The organism is Oceanibaculum pacificum, assembly GCF_001618175.1.
Classification (GTDB): Bacteria; Pseudomonadota; Alphaproteobacteria; order Oceanibaculales; family Oceanibaculaceae; genus Oceanibaculum; species Oceanibaculum pacificum.
In genome coordinates, this window is record NZ_LPXN01000162.1 from 1 (window position 1) to 14,633 (window position 14,633).

The following is a 14,633-nucleotide window of genomic DNA, read 5'->3' on the forward strand; positions in this document are numbered from 1 at the left end:
TGACCTCATGCTGAGGAGCGAGCATCAGCGAGCGTCTCGAAGCATAAGGCCGTTCAATGAACCGCCCCCTATTCCGTGCCGTGCTCCAGCACGTCCAGGCCCATCTGCCAGAAGCCGACTTCCAGGCGGGTGGCCTCGGTAAAGGTCTTGGACAGGCTGGGAATCCGGGCTTCCGAGCCTCGGCTGGCGAACAGCCGGTCCAGCGTGGAGACCGATTTGCGGGCGACGGCGACGTAATCATCGCCGCCATAGGTCTCAATCCAGTCGCGGTAGGGATTGCCGTCCAGCCGGGTGCGGGCATCGGCCTTCAGCGTCAGGCCGATTTCCGCATAGCCCACGACGCAGGGCGCCAGCGCCACCTGCAGGTCCAGGATATCGCCGGCCATGCCGCGTTCCAGCACATAGCGGGTATAGGCCATGCAGGCCGGGTCCTCCGGCAAGGCGACCACATCGGCCTCGCCCATGCCCCACTCGGCGCAATAGCGCAGATGCAGCGAGGTTTCCGCCAATATGTGGCCGACGGCGTCGTTGGCCGCGCGCATATCCTCCAGAGTCTCGGACTTGTAGACCGCCAGCGCATAGGCGCGGGCGAAATGGATCAGGAACAGGTAATCCTGGCCGAGATAATGCTTGAAGGCCGGCAGCGGCAGGCTGCCATCGCCCAGGCCGCGCACGAACTCATGACCGACATAGGCCGACCAGTGCGGCTGCGCCTGGCCGCGCAGCCGGGCGAACAGGCTGCCCTCTTGCGCCAGCATCGCCCCTCAGCCCATCACGTTGTTGGTGCCCGAGGGCAGGCGGACGGTCAGCCCGTCGAGATCCTCGGTCATGACGATCTGGCAGCCCAGGCGGGATGTCTTGGTCAGGCCGAAGGCGAGGTCGAGCATGTCTTCCTCATCCTCGCTGACCGGCTTCAGCCGGTCGTAATCCGACGGCTCGACGATCACATGGCAGGTCGAGCAGGCCAGCGAGCCCTCGCACACGCCCTCGATGTCGATTGCGTTGCGATGCGCGATTTCCAGCACGGACAGGCCCAGCGGGGCCTCGACTTCGTGCCTGGTGCCGTCCGGATCGATGAAAACCATCTTCGGCATTGCCGCGTACCTCAAAATTTCTTCTACATAGGGAACGGGAGCGGTGTGTATCAGTCGCGCCGGATGGAGGCAACGGGCTAGGCTGCCTCGGTATTCTTCTGCCGTCGCGCGAAAGCCTGCCAGGCGTCGAGGAAGCGATCTATGTCGGCGCGTTCGCTGCGCCAGCCCAGGCTGATGCGAATGCCGCCGCCGGCGATTTCCACCGGCAGATGCATGGCGGTCAGCACATGCGAGGCCGCCACCTTGCCGGAGGAGCAGGCCGAGCCGGCGCTGATGGCGATGCCGGCCAGGTCCATCGCCATCACGATGGTGTCCGACTTTACGCCGGGTAGGGCGATGCAGGCGGTGTTGGGCAGCCGGGCGCAGTCTTCGCCGACGATGATCGCCGCCGGCGTGATCGCCTTCACGCCCGCCTCCAGCGCGTCGCGCCACGCGCCCAGCGCCCGATAGGCCGGCAGCCCCTCGGCTGCCGCCAGCGCCGCCGCGCCGAAACCGGCGATGCCGGGCAGGTTTTCCGTGCCGCCGCGCATCCGCCGTTCCTGCCCGCCGCCGCGCTGCTGGGCGGCAACCTCCAGGCCGGCGGCGATATAGAGCGCGCCGACGCCGGGCGGCCCGCCGATCTTGTGCGCCGAGACGCTGAGGAAATCGACTCCCAGTTCGGCCACATCCACCGGGATCTTGCCGGCCGCCTGAATGGCGTCGCAATGGATCAGCGCGCCATGGCGATGCGCGATCTCGGCCGCGCTGGCGACCGGTTGGACGATGCCGGTCTCGTTGTTCGCCAGCATCAGCGAGACGATGGTCGGCCGGGGGGGCGGCCGGGGAGCGGATTGGTCATCCTCGCGCAGCATGGCCTCCAGCGCCGCGAGGTCGATAAGGCCGTCGCGCGTGACCGGCACCGCCTCCGCCTTGGCGTGGACCGCGCGCACCGAATCATGCTCGATGGCGGAATACAGGATGCGCGGCCGGCCGCTGCCCAGCAGCGCCAGCGCGTTCGCCTCTGTGCCGCCGCTGGTGAAGATCAGCCGCGTGGCATCGGCCCCGATCAGCGCGGCGACGGCGCGCCGGGCATCCTCCACCCGCTTGCGCGCGGCGCGGCCGGCGGCGTGGATGGAGGAGGGGTTGCCGCCTTCCTCCATCATCGCGACCATGGCGGCGATCGCTTCCGGCCGGATCGGCGCGGTCGCGTTGCTGTCGAGATAGATGCGCTCCGGCATGGCTATTCCGCCGCCGCGCCGACGCCCGCTGGCGACATCAGCCGGCTGGTGCCGAGGATGCGGTTGGCGACTACATCCTCCAGCGTGACGGAATTGAGGTAGAGATGAATCTGGTTGCCCAGCTCCTCCCAGAGATCGTGGGTGGCGCAGCGGCTGTTATTGCCCTTGCAGCCGGCGGGGGAGCCGGGGGCGCAGCGCGTCGCGCGGATTGGTTCGTCGACCGCCAGGATGATATCGGAGATGCGCGTCTCGCCGGATTTGCGGGCCAGCAGATAGCCGCCCCCAGGGCCGCGCACGCTGCGCACCAGCCCGCCGCGCCGCAGCTTGGCGAAAAGCTGTTCGAGATAGGAGAGCGAGATTTCCTGCCGCTCGGCGATGTCCGCCAGGGCGATGGGGTGACCCTGGCTGGTGCCGGCCAGATCGACCAGCGCCATGACGGCGTAGCGCCCCTTTGTGCTGAGCCTCATTGCCGGCCTCCTGTCAATTCCCGTCGCGCGAGGCGCCAGGGCGCGGATCGGGGCGCGGATCGGGGCGATGGCCGTTGGAGCCGTTCGCGGGGGCCCCGGCAGCGGGGGCGCCCTCCAGCTCTGCGACGCGGGCCTTCAGCGCGGTCACTTCACCCAGCAGCCCGTCCAGCGCGCGGGCGACCGGGTCCGGCATGTCGATCGAGGTGCCATAGGCGCAGAAATCCGTGTCCTGCTGCTTGGCGCGGCTGATCGCCACCTGGGCCGGAATGCCGACCACGGTGACGCCAGCCGCCACATCCTTCAGCACCACGGCGTTGGCGCCAACGCGCGCACCCTTGCCGACGGTCAGCGGGCCCAGCACCTGCGCGCCGGAACCGACGATCACGCCATCCTCCAGCGTCGGGTGGCGCTTGCCCTGATGCAGCGAGGTGCCGCCCAGGGTGACGCCCTGGTAAAGGGTGACATCGTCGCCGACCTGCGCCGTCTCGCCGATCACCACGCCCATGCCGTGATCGACAAAGAAGCGCCGGCCGATGGTGGCGCCGGGGTGAATCTCGATGCCGGTCAGCACCCGGCCGACATGGGACAGGAAGCGGCCCAGCAGGAACCAGCCGCGCCGCCAGGCGGCGTTCGCCAGCCGATACAGCAGCAGCGCGTGGAAACCGGGGTAGCACAGCACGACCTCCAGCCGCGATTTCGCGGCGGGGTCACGCGCCATGATGGCTGCTATGTCCTCGCCGAGTTTCTTGAACATTGACCACCCCACCATGATATAGTCCCGGCCCCGTCGATCCTCGTGTGTCCAGCTGCTCATGCGGCCGCGTCGGCGGGCGGGTCGAGTTGGATATAAGATACCCGAGTCTGACGATCAAGTTTAGCATGCGCCGTTCCCAGGGGCTCCCGCCCAATACCTTACCGGGTAGCTGGGACATTGGTTCCGATCGAAGCGTCGAGGAAGAGGCAAGAGCATAGATGCCCGAGGTTATTTTTAACGGTCCGGAAGGCCGGCTCGAAGGTCGCTACCAGCACGGCAAGCAGCCCAATGCCCCCATCGCGCTTATGCTGCACCCGCATCCGCAGCATGGCGGGACGATGAACAACAAGATCGTCTATTCGCTGTACCAGACCTTCGCCGATCGCGGCTTCTCCGTGCTGCGCTTCAATTTCCGCGGTGTCGGGCGCTCGCAGGGCGTCTATGACCGTGGCGAGGGCGAACTGTCGGACGCCGCCTCCGCGCTGGACTGGCTGCAGACCTACAACCCCAATGCCAACCAGTGCTGGATCGCCGGCTTCTCCTTCGGGGCCTGGATCGGCATGCAGCTCCTGATGCGCCGGCCGGAGATAAACGGCTTCATTTCCATCGCTCCGCCGGCCAACATGTTCGATTTCACCTTCCTCGCCCCATGCCCTTCCTCGGGCCTCGTGGTGCAGGGCACGGCAGACGATATCGTGCCGCAGGAATCGGTGAAGAAACTGGTCGACAAGCTCTCGCATCAGCGCGGCATCACCATCGACTACCGCCTGGTCGACGGGGCCAACCATTTCTTCACCGGCCGTCTCGACGAGATGATCGGCCATGTCGATAATTACCTCGACAAGGCCCTGGTCCCCGCCGAAGCGTAAGGTGTTTTGTCGTTGCCGGGCCTGACAAGGGAAGAAGAAGTCGTTTTCCCTCTGGCTTTTCACTTCAGCCGCAGCGCCTCAATGCGCGCCGGGCGGTCCTTCAGCGTGTCGTGGCCCTCGGTATCCTCGGCCATCAGCAGGGAATTCAGGATCGCCTCCTCGGTCGCTTCAATGGCGGCAAGGAACAGCGGCGAGAGCAGGTCGTTCGGCAGATCGAGGATCGGGCTCGCCTGCATCCGGCGCTCCGGCGTGCGGCGCACCGCCTCGGCGGTCGAGAAGGCGATGGCGTAATCGCCGGAACCGTTGCTGAGCGCCGCCCCGGTGCGCGCCAGCCCGCCATGGCAGCGCATCGCCAGGCGGCGCAGATTGCGGTCGGACAGCGGCGCGTCGGTCGCCAGCACCATCATGATAGAGCCGTCGACATCGGCCTGAGCGTCGCCCAGCGGCCTGCCGTCGATGCGCAGGTCGCCGCCATAGTTCGACTGCACCAGCACCCCGACGCTATAGCCGCCCTGCTTGCGGCCCAGCTTGCGCGAGCTGGTGCCGATGCCGCCCTTGCGGCCGAAGGCGACCGTGCCGCTGCCGGCGCCGACTGCGCCTTCCATGACTGGCCCGTCGGTGGCGCTGTCGATGGCTTCCCGCATCTGTTCGACGGTGGGGAAGGGCTGGCGGATATCGTTCAGCCGTCCATCATTGGTCTCGCCCACAACGGCATTCAGCGAGGCGACGCGCTCATTGCCCGGCTGCGCCAGGGTCCAGCAATTGATCGCCTCGATGGCGCGGCCGACCGCCAGCGTGTTGGTCAGCAGGATCGGGGTTTCGATCTCGCCCAGCTCGATAAGCTGCGTTGCACCGGCCATCTTGCCGAAGCCGTTGAACACCGCCAGGCCGGCCGGCACCTTGTCCTGAAACGGGTTGCCGCCATGCGGCAGGATCGCCGTCGCCCCGGTGCGGATGCGTGCGCCCTGCTTTACGGTGACATGGCCGACGCGCACCCCTGCGACGTCGGTGATGGCGTTCAGCGGCCCGGTCTTCAGGCCGCCGGGTGCGATGTTCAGTTCACGCGCGCGCATCGGTGCAGAGACTTCCTCGATCGGTCAATCCTATCGCTGTCTTAGCATGGCGCTGGCGGCCTGCACGTGATATCTCGCAGGCCCATGTGTGGACGCTACGCCCTTTCCCAGCCGCCGGAGATACTGCGCCAATTGTTTGCAGCGAAGGGCGAGGTGCGCGATTGGCGGCCACGCTACAATATCGCCCCGCAGACGCCGATAGTAACGGTGCGCGCCATGCCCGGCGGCGGGCGGGAGCTGGCCAGCCTGCGCTGGGGGCTGGTGCCGCATTGGGCGGCCAATCCCTCGATGGGCGCCAAGCTCAGCAATGCGCGCGGCGAGACGGTGGCGGAGAAGCCGGCCTTCCGCGACGCCTTCCAGCGCCGGCGCTGCATCGTGCCCGCCAGCGCCTTCTACGAATGGCGGCGCAGCGCGCCGGACCGGCAGCCCTTCGCCATTCGCGTGCGCGACGCGGACTGTTTCGGCCTGGCCGGCATCTGGTCGTCCTGGACTGGCGCGGATGGCCAGGCGCTGGAAACGGTGGCGCTGCTGACGACGGAGCCGAATGTGCTGATGGCTGATATTCATGACCGCATGCCGGTCATTCTGGACCCGGCCGATTACGAGCGCTGGCTGACCGGCACGGCGGCGATGGCGCAGGCGCTGATCAGGCTGTTCCCGGCCACGCGCATGGAGGCCTGGCCGGTCTCTCCGGCGGTCGGCAATGTCCGCAACGACGCGGCGATGCTGCTACAGCCCGCGCCGGCCCAGGCGGCGCTGTTCTGAGCTGCGCCAGGCTTCGGGATCTCCCCTCACCTGGCTCCGGCTAAGTCGCTTTGCTCCTAAGCCGGAGCCAGGTGAGGGGAGACCGGCCGACCGGCCCCGATTCGAAGGACAGGCTACGGCGCGATGTCGGCGTAGCCGCGTTCGATGGCGCGCTGCATGGCGTCGAAGGCGTGCAGCAGCTCTTCATAGGCTTCGCGCACCGCGCGCAGCTCGGCGATGGCCTGGGCGTTCGGGCGGCCGGAGGAGGTGGCCAGCGCGAGCGACTGCGCCAGATAGTCGGCCCGCAGCTCGGCGACGCGGGTGGCGAATTTCAGGAAGCTGGACTGGTTTAGCTGGGGAATGCGGGCATGAATGACCTCGCGGTTGGCGGTGAACACCGCCAGCTCGATGCGCTCCATGAAGTGCGCCAGTTGCTTGCGCGCCTCGCGGTCCATCATATCCTTGGATAGCAGCCGGTCGACCTTCTCGCCGACTTGCACCCGGGTGATCTTGCTCATCGCGCTCTCCATCAGGTCGCGCTGTTATGCCAGCACATCATAAGGTTTGCCTGGCATAAAAGCGCAATGGGATTTGATATCCGAAAGCTTAACAATTGCAGGCTGTCTCGCGCGGCCTAGATTCGATATTCTGAGGCATCCGCAGCGCAGGGGCATTCATGCGTCTGGATATCGACGCGAATACAACGATCTACGATGAGCGGCTGAAGGCGCTGGCGCGGAGCTGGGCCAACCTACTGGAGGCCAAGGGCGCTGTTCCCAGCTGGGAGAGCCTGGAACCACGGCTTGCCTCGTCGATCTCCGCGATGCTGTGGCTGGTGGAGGCGAAGGGCACGCCCCGGCGCTATCTCTACCTGATGATGGGCAGCCATGTCGGCATCGCCTATGATGGCGATATGACCGGGCGTTACCTCGACCAGCTGGTGATCGCCAGCGCCCTCCCGCGGGTCCAGGGCTATTTCGACCAATGCCTGGAGGGGCCCTGCCTGATGTACACCTATGGCCGGATCTATTCCGAGGCGACGCACCCGGCGCAGGGCGAACGGCTGATCCTTCCGCTGGCCGATTCCAAGGGGACGGTGAAGCGGTTGCTGGGCGCCACATTGCATAGCTGGACGGCGGAGAACGCGCCGCGCGGGCTGGTATCGACCCGGCAGGTGCGCACGTTTCTGCCTGTCGACGGCGGCCCGTCCTGGAGCGAATCCAGCCTGTAGCGGCTATTTCAGCGCGGCGTTCGCGGCGGCCAGGAATTCCGGCGTCAGCGGCTTGGGCGTGGTGTCGATGCCGCGCCCCAGCCGGTCGGTAATGATGCGGATACCGGCGATGCGGGCGAAATTCTTGCTGTTGGCCGGGATGACATGCCAGGGCGAATCGGCGGTCGAGGTCTTTTCGATCATATCCTCGATGGCTTCCTCATAGTCCGTCCAACGCGCCCGGTTGCGGAAATCCTCATAGGTCAGTTTCCAGCGCTTTAGCGGGTTTTCCAGCCGGTCGCGGAAGCGCTGCAACTGCTCGTCGGGCGTAATGTGCAGGAACAGTTTCACCAGCCGCACGCCATCATCCGTCAATTGGCGCTCGAACTCGTTGATCTCGCGGTAGGCGCGCTTCCAATCCGGCGGCGGGATCAGCCCCTCGACCCTTTCCACCAGCACCCGGCCATACCAGGACCGGTCGAACAGCACGATCCGGCTGTAATCCGGCAGTCGCCGCCAGAAGCGTTGCAGGTAGTGCTGCCGTGCCTCATGCGGCTGCGGCGCGCCGATCGGATGGACGTGGAAGCTGCGCGGATCGAAGCTCCAGCCCAGTCGCTTCACCAGCCCGCCCTTGCCGGCCGTATCCCAGCCCTCCAGCACGATCACCGCGCGCTCCTTGCTGCCAAGGAACGCCTGCTGGATGAGTTGAAGCTGCGTCTGCAACGGCGATAGCATCGCCTCATACATCTCGCCTTTCAGCGAATAATCGTTCTTCAGCGTGGAGAGGGTCGGGCGCCTATCGGCCAGGAACGCGGTCTCGGGCGATGCCAAAGCGTCCTTCTTGCCATTTCCCATCGGCTTCCTTCCGGTCGGTGTGTTTTGCAGGGTAGGCGGTTCGGTGGGATCGCGGCAAGATGCCGCCCTATCGATATCGCATAAAGGGTGAAAGCGATCATGACGCAGAAGGTTGCATTGGTGACGGCGGCGGGGCGGGGCATCGGGGCGGCGATTGCGCGCGAACTGGCCCGGCAGGGCTACACGCCGGTGCTGCTGTCGCCCGGCGAGACGGTGCTGGGGTTGGCGGAGGAGCTGGGCGGCAAGGCGATCCGCGGCAGCGTTACCGAGCCGGCCGATCTGCAGCGGCTGGTCGATCTGGCGATGGACAGCTATGGCCGCATCGACGCGGTGGTCAACAATACCGGCCATCCGCCCAAGGGTGCGGTATTGTCGCTGACCGACGCGGATTGGCATACCGGCCTCGACATGGTGCTGTTGAACGTCATCCGGGTGGCCCGGCTGGTGACGCCGATCATGCAGGCGCAGGGCAAGGGCAGCATCGTGAACCTGTCCTCCTATGCCGCGCTGGAGCCGGAGGCGGATTTCCCGATGACCACCCTGCGCGCCGCGTTGGGGGCTTGGAGCAAGCTGTATGCCGACGAGCATGCAGCGGCGGGCATCCGGATGAACTGCGTGCTGCCCGGCTTCATCGACAGCCTGCCGGAGAAGGAGGCGCGGCGCGGCCGCATCCCGATGCAGCGCTATGGTGCGGCCGACGAAATCGCCAGCGTCGTTGCCTTTTTGCTGTCCGACGGCGCCAGCTATGTCACCGGCCAGAGCGTGCGCGTGGATGGCGGGTTGACGCGTTTCGTGTAAATGCCGCCCCTTTCATAAGGGATTCTTAATTCTTCCGGGCTATCACAGGGCAAAATATAGTTAATAAACACCTGTGGGGTCCGGAGGATTACATGAAGAGCATTTCCATCTCCGCCAAGCTATGGCTGTTGGCGGGGCTTATCGCATTGAGCGCCATCCTGTGCATCGGCGTGGCCGTGCAACAGATTCACCAGCTTCTGATCGACCTGCATGTGGAGAAGGTGCGGGCGGTGGTGGAGACGACCCGATCCCAGGCCAAGGCTCTGGACGAACGGGCGAAGGCCGGGGAATTTTCCCAAGAGGAGGCGAAGAAGCTATTCAACGACGCCGTCCGCTCCATGTGGTATCAGGATAATGAAGAGTATGTTTTCACCATCGGCTATGACGGCATAAATTGGGCCCACCCAGCCCGTCCGCAGCTGGAAGGCACCGACATGTCCGGCCTCAAGGATCGGGATGGCGTCATGCTGGTGGTCGAGCTGATCAAGGCGGCCAAGGCCGGCGGCGGATCGGTCTACTATCATTGGCCGAAGGCCGGCTCGAACGAGCCGATCGGCAAATACAGCTATGCGATGGGCTATGAGCCCTGGCAGGTGATGATTGGCACCGGTTTCTATACAGACGAGCTTTGGGCCGACTTCCTGGACAACGCGGTGAAGTTCTCGCTTGTCGGCCTGGCGATAGCCCTGGTCGGTCTGCTGTGCGCGGCGCTGATGAACCGGTCCATCCAGAAGCCGCTGGGCACCCTGCGCCAGCGCATGGTGCGGCTGTCAGAAGGCGAATACGAGATCGAGATTCCCGAGGCCGCGCGCGGCGACGAGATCGGCGCCATGGCCAAGACCGTGGAGGTGTTCAAGGAAAATGGCCGGCAGCGCGCCCTGCTTGAGGCTCAGCAGGAGCAGATGAAGCGCGAGGCCGAGGTGGAACGCCGCAAAGACATGATCAAGATGGCCAATTCCTTCGAGCAGAGCGTGCGCGGCCTGGTCGCCCAGGTGGCTGGCGCGGCGCAGCAGATGACGGTGACGGCCGGCGCCATGTCGGACAATGCACGCGACGCCTCGGGCAAGGCGATGACGGTATCGGCGGCGTCCGAGCAGGCTTCTACGAATGTGCAGACCGTCGCCACCGCGGCGGAGGAGCTGTCCAGCTCGATCGGCGAGATCAGCCGACAGGTGGCGCAGGCCGCCGGCGTGGCCGGCAAGGCGGTGGAGGATGCCGCCCGCACCAACGAGGTGGTGCGCGGCCTGGCCGAGGCTGCCGACAAGATCGAGGAGGTGGTGCGGCTGATCAACGAGATCGCCGAACAGACCAACCTTCTGGCGCTGAATGCCACCATTGAGGCGGCGCGCGCCGGGGAGGCCGGCAAGGGCTTCGCCGTGGTGGCGTCGGAGGTGAAGAACCTGGCCAATCAGACCGGCAAGGCGACCGAGGACATCGCCCGGCAGATCGCCGCCATTCAGGACGCCACACGCCAGTCAGTCAGCGCCATCGAGGGTATCGGCAACACGATCCGGGAGATCAACCAGATTTCCACCACCATCGCCTCGGCGGTGGAGGAGCAGGGCGCGGCCACGCAGGAGATCGCCCGCAACGTGCAGCAGGCCTCGGTCGGCACCCAGCAAGTGAACCAGAACATCGCCGGGGTTTCAGAGGCGGTGTCGGTCACCGGCCAGCTTTCCGGCGAGGTGGTCGATACTTCGGAGCTGCTGAAACAGCAGGCCGACCGTCTGAATGGCGAGGTCGACGGCTTCCTGGCCTCGATTCGCGCGGCCTAATTCAGATAGACGATGGCGGCGTTCAGCACCGTGGCGTAGGTCACCCACAGCGCATAGGGCACCAGCAGCCAGAAGGCGATCCGGTCGCATGGCCGGAACGCCCCCATCGTTCCCAATATGGCGATCAGCAGCAGGAAGATATCGATCAGCGCCAGGCTGGGCGAGCGCAGGCCGAAGAACAGGAAGGACCAGGCCAAATTCAACGCCAGTTGCGCGCCGAACAGGCTCATGGCGATGGGCACGCCGCCAAAGCCATGCCGCCGCCAGATGCGCCAGCCGGCAACCGCCATCATGATGTAGAGCACAGTCCAGACCGGGCCGAACACCCAGTCCGGCGGGTTGAAGGATGGTTTCGCCAGCGTCTGGTACCAGTCGCCGACGGAAGTAGCGGTAATCGCCCCGCCCAGCGCCGAGACGATCAGGCAGAGCCCCAGAAAGCCGGCCAATCCCAGCAGCGCGCGCGGGCGTTTCTGCTTATCCGCCTGATCTTCCATGCTCATTGCCGGCTTTCCTGTTGGGGTGAGTAGCTTGTCGCTATACAGATATGGTCCGTTCGCCAGCGGCGCACACCCTCTACATGTGGTGTGAATCTTTAGTGACCCCCCAAATTGCTGCTTACATACGCTGCAATGCGGGATTACACTTTGTTTGTCGGAAATGAGCAGGGGGAGAATCGCCGCCATGTTCACGCTGCCGGTGCTCGATGCATACAGGCCGCCCCAGCATGCCGCCCGGCGTGATCTGGGAGGTGCACCGGCATCTCTCGCAGCACTGGCATCCCGGTTCTCCGCGCACATCCTCTCGACCTGTCTGAAAAGCCTCCCTTCGGGAGGTTTTTTCGTTTCCGGCCGCATCCGTTCATTCCAGTCTCTCACCTGAGGAGCTTGCAGTATGGCCAAGCGTTCCACCCGTCAGGCGCAGTCCCGCGAGTCGAAGCCGCGCGAAGCGAATGTCAGAGCCCTGTTCCCCGGCACCCCGGGGTGGCACCCGTTGGACGAGGGGCATGACGAGGCCGGCCGGGAGCAGCGATATGTGAAATCCATCCGCCCGATGAGCGAGAACCAGACCGCGCTGCTGAAGGCGATGGACAGCAAGCATATGGTGGTCGCGGTCGGCCCGGCGGGCACCGGCAAGACCTATCTCGCCATCGCCAAGGCGGTGGAGGCGTTCGAGGCTGGCAAGGTGGCCCGCATCCTGCTGACCCGCCCGGCGGTCGAGGCGGGGGAAAGCCTGGGCTACTTGCCGGGCAGCTTGGAGGACAAGCTGGCCCCCTATCTGCGTCCGCTCTATGACGCGCTGAACGAGCGGCTGGGCGGCAAGCGGCTGAAGGCGCTGATGGCCGACGGTTCGATCGAGATCGCGCCGGTCGCCTATATGCGCGGCCGCACGCTGAACAACGCCTATATCGTTATCGACGAGGCGCAGAACTGCACCTACGGCCAGATCAAGATGCTGCTGACCCGCCTGGGCTGGAACTCCACCATGATCCTGACCGGCGATCCCGACCAGACCGACCTGCTGCCGGAGCTTTCCGGCCTCGCCGAGATCGCCCACCGGCTTTCCTCGCTCGACGACATCGCCGTGGTCCAGCTGAAGGAAAAGGACATCGTCCGCCACCCGCTTGTCGCCAGCATGCTGACGGTGCTGTAAGCGGGGAAAGTTTCGTTTCTCCTGCGCGATGGTCGGGCTTGACCCGACCATCCATCGAGCGAGCGCGTTGTGCGGTCGAATGGACCCCCAGTGCCATGGGCGGGTCGAGCCCGAGGGAGAGAGGGAGTGAGGCGAGCTGGGGTTGCCCTCAGTTATCGCCCATCTTCAGCGCGGCGATGAAGGCGGATTGCGGGATTTCGACGGAGCCGAACTGCCGCATCCGCTTCTTGCCTTCCTTCTGCTTGTCCAGCAGCTTGCGCTTGCGGCTGACGTCACCGCCATAGCATTTGGCGGTCACGTCCTTGCGCATCGCGGCCACGGTCTCGCGGGCGATGACCCGGCCGCCGATGGCCGCCTGGATGGCGATCTTGAACAGCTGGCGCGGGATCAGATCCTTCAGCCGCTCGCAGATCGAGCGGCCGCGGAAATCGGCCTGGCTGCGATGCACCAGCATGGACAGCGCGTCCACCGGCTCCTGATTGACCAGGATGGACACCTTCACCAGATCGCCCTCGACATAGGAATCGAGCTGGTAGTCGAAGCTGGCATAGCCCCGGCTGATCGATTTCAGCCGGTCGTAGAAGTCGAACACCACCTCGTTCAGCGGCAGGCGGTAGATCACCATGGCGCGGTTGCCGACATAGGTCAGCTCGATCTGCTCGCCGCGCCGCTCGGTGCACAGCGTGAGGATCGGACCGAGATATTCGTCCGGCACGAAGATGGTGGCCTTGATCCACGGCTCCTCAATGCGGTCGATCTTCACCACGTCGGGGAAGTCGGCCGGATTGTGCAGCTCGATCATCGAGCCGTCATTCATGTGGATCTTGTAGACCACGCTGGGCGCGGTGGTGATGAGATCGAGGTCGAATTCACGCTCCAGCCGCTCCTGGATGATCTCAAGATGCAGCAGTCCCAGGAACCCGCAGCGGAAGCCGAAGCCCAGCGCCGCCGAGCTTTCCGCCTCGTAATGGAAGCTGGAATCGTTCAGCGCCAGCTTGCCCAGGCTGTCGCGCAGATGCTCGTAATCGGCAGCGTCGACCGGGAACAGGCCGCAGAACACGACCGGGATGGAGGGCTTGAAGCCGGGCAGCATCTTGGTCGCCGGGCGGCGTTCCTCGGTCAGCGTGTCGCCCACGCGGCAATCGGCCACGGTCTTGATGCCGGCGGTGATGTAGCCCAACTCGCCCGGCCCGAGGGACTCGACTTCCAACATCTTCGGGCTGAACACGCCCACCCGGTCGACCGGGTGGGCGGCCCCGGTCGCCATCATGCGGATTTTCATGCCCTTCTTCAGGGTGCCGTCGACGATGCGCACCAGGATGATGACGCCCAGATAGGCATCGTACCAGCTATCCAGCAGCAGTGCGCGCAGAGAGGCCTGCGGGTCGGCCTCCACCGGGGCGGGCAGGCGGGTGACGATGGCTTCCAGCACATCGTCGATGCCGACGCCGGTCTTGGCGGAAATCGGGATCGCGTCGGAGGCGTCCAGCCCGATCACATCCTCGATCTGCTGCTTCACCCGGTCCACATCGGCGGCGGGCAGGTCCACCTTGTTCAGGACCGGCACGATCTCATGGTTGGAATCCAGCGCCAGATAGACATTGGCCAGCGTCTGCGCCTCCACGCCCTGGCTGGCGTCGACCAGCAGCAGCGAGCCCTCGCAGGCCGCCAGCGAGCGGCTGACCTCGTAGGTGAAGTCGACATGGCCGGGCGTGTCGATCAGGTTCAGCAGATATTCCTGCCCATCCTTGGCGATGTAGGGCAGGCGCACAGTCTGCGCCTTGATGGTGATACCGCGCTCGCGCTCGATATCCATCGAATCGAGCAATTGCTCCTTCATGTCGCGCGCCATCATCTTCAGGCAGCGCTCGATCAACCGGTCGGCCAGCGTCGACTTGCCGTGGTCTATATGGGCCACGATGGCGAAGTTGCGAATGTTCTTCTGCGGGATCGACATGGGTATCGAAACGCTTTCCTGATCCAGAATTCCTGTCACCGACCTGTTTGCCGAAAGGCGCGGCCGGCGGCTAGGAAAATATGTGGCGATGCGCCAAATGGCCAGAGCGGCCGCCTTACCCTTCGAGACGCCGCCGCCAACTTCGTTGACGCCGGCTCCTCAGGGCGAGG

16 protein-coding genes are annotated in these 14,633 nt (G+C 65.4%); 6 read left to right on the forward strand and 10 right to left on the reverse strand.

Annotated elements, in window-relative coordinates; translation table 11 throughout:
* Window positions 1–68: 68 nt before the first annotated feature.
* The 5 genes from tenA to cysE all read right to left on the reverse strand — a co-directional run bounded on the left by tenA (window position 69) and on the right by cysE (window position 3,532).
* The gene (gene tenA / locus AUP43_RS17065; protein WP_067559910.1) at window positions 69–758 is read right to left on the reverse strand and encodes a thiaminase II; all 690 of its coding nucleotides are present in this window, start codon (window positions 756–758) and stop codon (window positions 69–71) included.
* Between the two features lie 6 nt (window positions 759–764).
* A complete protein-coding gene (locus tag AUP43_RS17070) occupies window positions 765–1,094 on the reverse strand; it encodes a ferredoxin family 2Fe-2S iron-sulfur cluster binding protein (RefSeq protein WP_067559912.1) in 330 nt (109 codons plus the stop codon).
* 77 nt (window positions 1,095–1,171) lie between these two features.
* A complete protein-coding gene (locus tag AUP43_RS17075; protein ID WP_067559914.1) occupies window positions 1,172–2,311 on the reverse strand; it encodes a cysteine desulfurase family protein in 1,140 nt (379 codons plus the stop codon).
* Between the two features lie 2 nt (window positions 2,312–2,313).
* Entirely contained in the window at window positions 2,314–2,778 is a 465-nt protein-coding gene (locus tag AUP43_RS17080) for an Rrf2 family transcriptional regulator (RefSeq protein ID WP_067559916.1), read from the reverse strand.
* A gap of 13 nt (window positions 2,779–2,791) precedes the next feature.
* Entirely contained in the window at window positions 2,792–3,532 is a 741-nt protein-coding gene (cysE, locus tag AUP43_RS17085; protein ID WP_067559918.1) for a serine O-acetyltransferase, read from the reverse strand.
* A gap of 218 nt (window positions 3,533–3,750) precedes the next feature.
* Between cysE and AUP43_RS17090 the strand changes: the two genes are divergently transcribed.
* Window positions 3,751–4,401: an alpha/beta hydrolase gene (locus AUP43_RS17090; protein WP_067559920.1), complete on the forward strand. Its 651-nt coding sequence runs from the start codon at window positions 3,751–3,753 to the stop codon at window positions 4,399–4,401.
* Window positions 4,402–4,460: 59 nt separating this feature from the next.
* Here the strand turns inward: AUP43_RS17090 and AUP43_RS17095 are convergent, their stop codons facing one another.
* Entirely contained in the window at window positions 4,461–5,474 is a 1,014-nt protein-coding gene (locus AUP43_RS17095; RefSeq protein ID WP_157089410.1) for a P1 family peptidase, read from the reverse strand.
* 84 nt (window positions 5,475–5,558) lie between these two features.
* Between AUP43_RS17095 and AUP43_RS17100 the strand changes: the two genes are divergently transcribed.
* On the forward strand, window positions 5,559–6,239 hold the full coding sequence (locus AUP43_RS17100) for an SOS response-associated peptidase (protein ID WP_067559924.1): 681 nt from the start codon (window positions 5,559–5,561) through the stop codon (window positions 6,237–6,239).
* Between the two features lie 113 nt (window positions 6,240–6,352).
* On the opposite strand, the gene AUP43_RS17105 is transcribed toward AUP43_RS17100, so the two are convergent.
* The gene (locus AUP43_RS17105) at window positions 6,353–6,736 is read right to left on the reverse strand and encodes a hypothetical protein (protein ID WP_067559926.1); all 384 of its coding nucleotides are present in this window, start codon (window positions 6,734–6,736) and stop codon (window positions 6,353–6,355) included.
* Between the two features lie 158 nt (window positions 6,737–6,894).
* Here AUP43_RS17105 and AUP43_RS17110 point away from each other — a divergent pair, with 158 nt between their 5' ends.
* On the forward strand, window positions 6,895–7,449 hold the full coding sequence (locus AUP43_RS17110) for a PAS domain-containing protein (RefSeq protein ID WP_067559928.1): 555 nt from the start codon (window positions 6,895–6,897) through the stop codon (window positions 7,447–7,449).
* Between the two features lie 3 nt (window positions 7,450–7,452).
* On the opposite strand, the gene AUP43_RS17115 is transcribed toward AUP43_RS17110, so the two are convergent.
* Window positions 7,453–8,283 carry a polyphosphate kinase 2 family protein gene (locus AUP43_RS17115; protein WP_067559930.1) on the reverse strand — a complete coding sequence of 277 codons (831 nt, stop codon included), beginning with the start codon at window positions 8,281–8,283 and terminating at the stop codon, window positions 7,453–7,455.
* Window positions 8,284–8,382: 99 nt separating this feature from the next.
* Between AUP43_RS17115 and AUP43_RS17120 the strand changes: the two genes are divergently transcribed.
* Both AUP43_RS17120 and AUP43_RS17125 read left to right on the forward strand, forming a co-directional pair.
* A complete protein-coding gene (locus AUP43_RS17120; RefSeq protein ID WP_067559932.1) occupies window positions 8,383–9,081 on the forward strand; it encodes an SDR family oxidoreductase in 699 nt (232 codons plus the stop codon).
* A gap of 92 nt (window positions 9,082–9,173) precedes the next feature.
* Window positions 9,174–10,856: a methyl-accepting chemotaxis protein gene (locus AUP43_RS17125; protein ID WP_067559934.1), complete on the forward strand. Its 1,683-nt coding sequence runs from the start codon at window positions 9,174–9,176 to the stop codon at window positions 10,854–10,856.
* On the opposite strand, the gene AUP43_RS17130 is transcribed toward AUP43_RS17125, so the two are convergent.
* Window positions 10,853–11,356 carry a TspO/MBR family protein gene (locus AUP43_RS17130; RefSeq protein ID WP_067559936.1) on the reverse strand — a complete coding sequence of 168 codons (504 nt, stop codon included), beginning with the start codon at window positions 11,354–11,356 and terminating at the stop codon, window positions 10,853–10,855. The two genes, AUP43_RS17125 and AUP43_RS17130, sit on opposite strands and share 4 nt — an antisense overlap.
* 391 nt (window positions 11,357–11,747) lie before the next feature.
* On the opposite strand from AUP43_RS17130, the gene AUP43_RS17135 reads away from it, so the two are divergent.
* Window positions 11,748–12,506 (forward strand): PhoH family protein, encoded by a 759-nt coding sequence (locus AUP43_RS17135; RefSeq protein ID WP_067559938.1) that lies wholly within the window; start codon window positions 11,748–11,750, stop codon window positions 12,504–12,506.
* Between the two features lie 148 nt (window positions 12,507–12,654).
* Here the strand turns inward: AUP43_RS17135 and lepA are convergent, their stop codons facing one another.
* Window positions 12,655–14,463, reverse strand: coding sequence for a translation elongation factor 4 (gene lepA, locus AUP43_RS17140; RefSeq protein ID WP_067559940.1), 1,809 nt, complete (start codon window positions 14,461–14,463; stop codon window positions 12,655–12,657).
* Window positions 14,464–14,633: the final 170 nt, after the last annotated feature.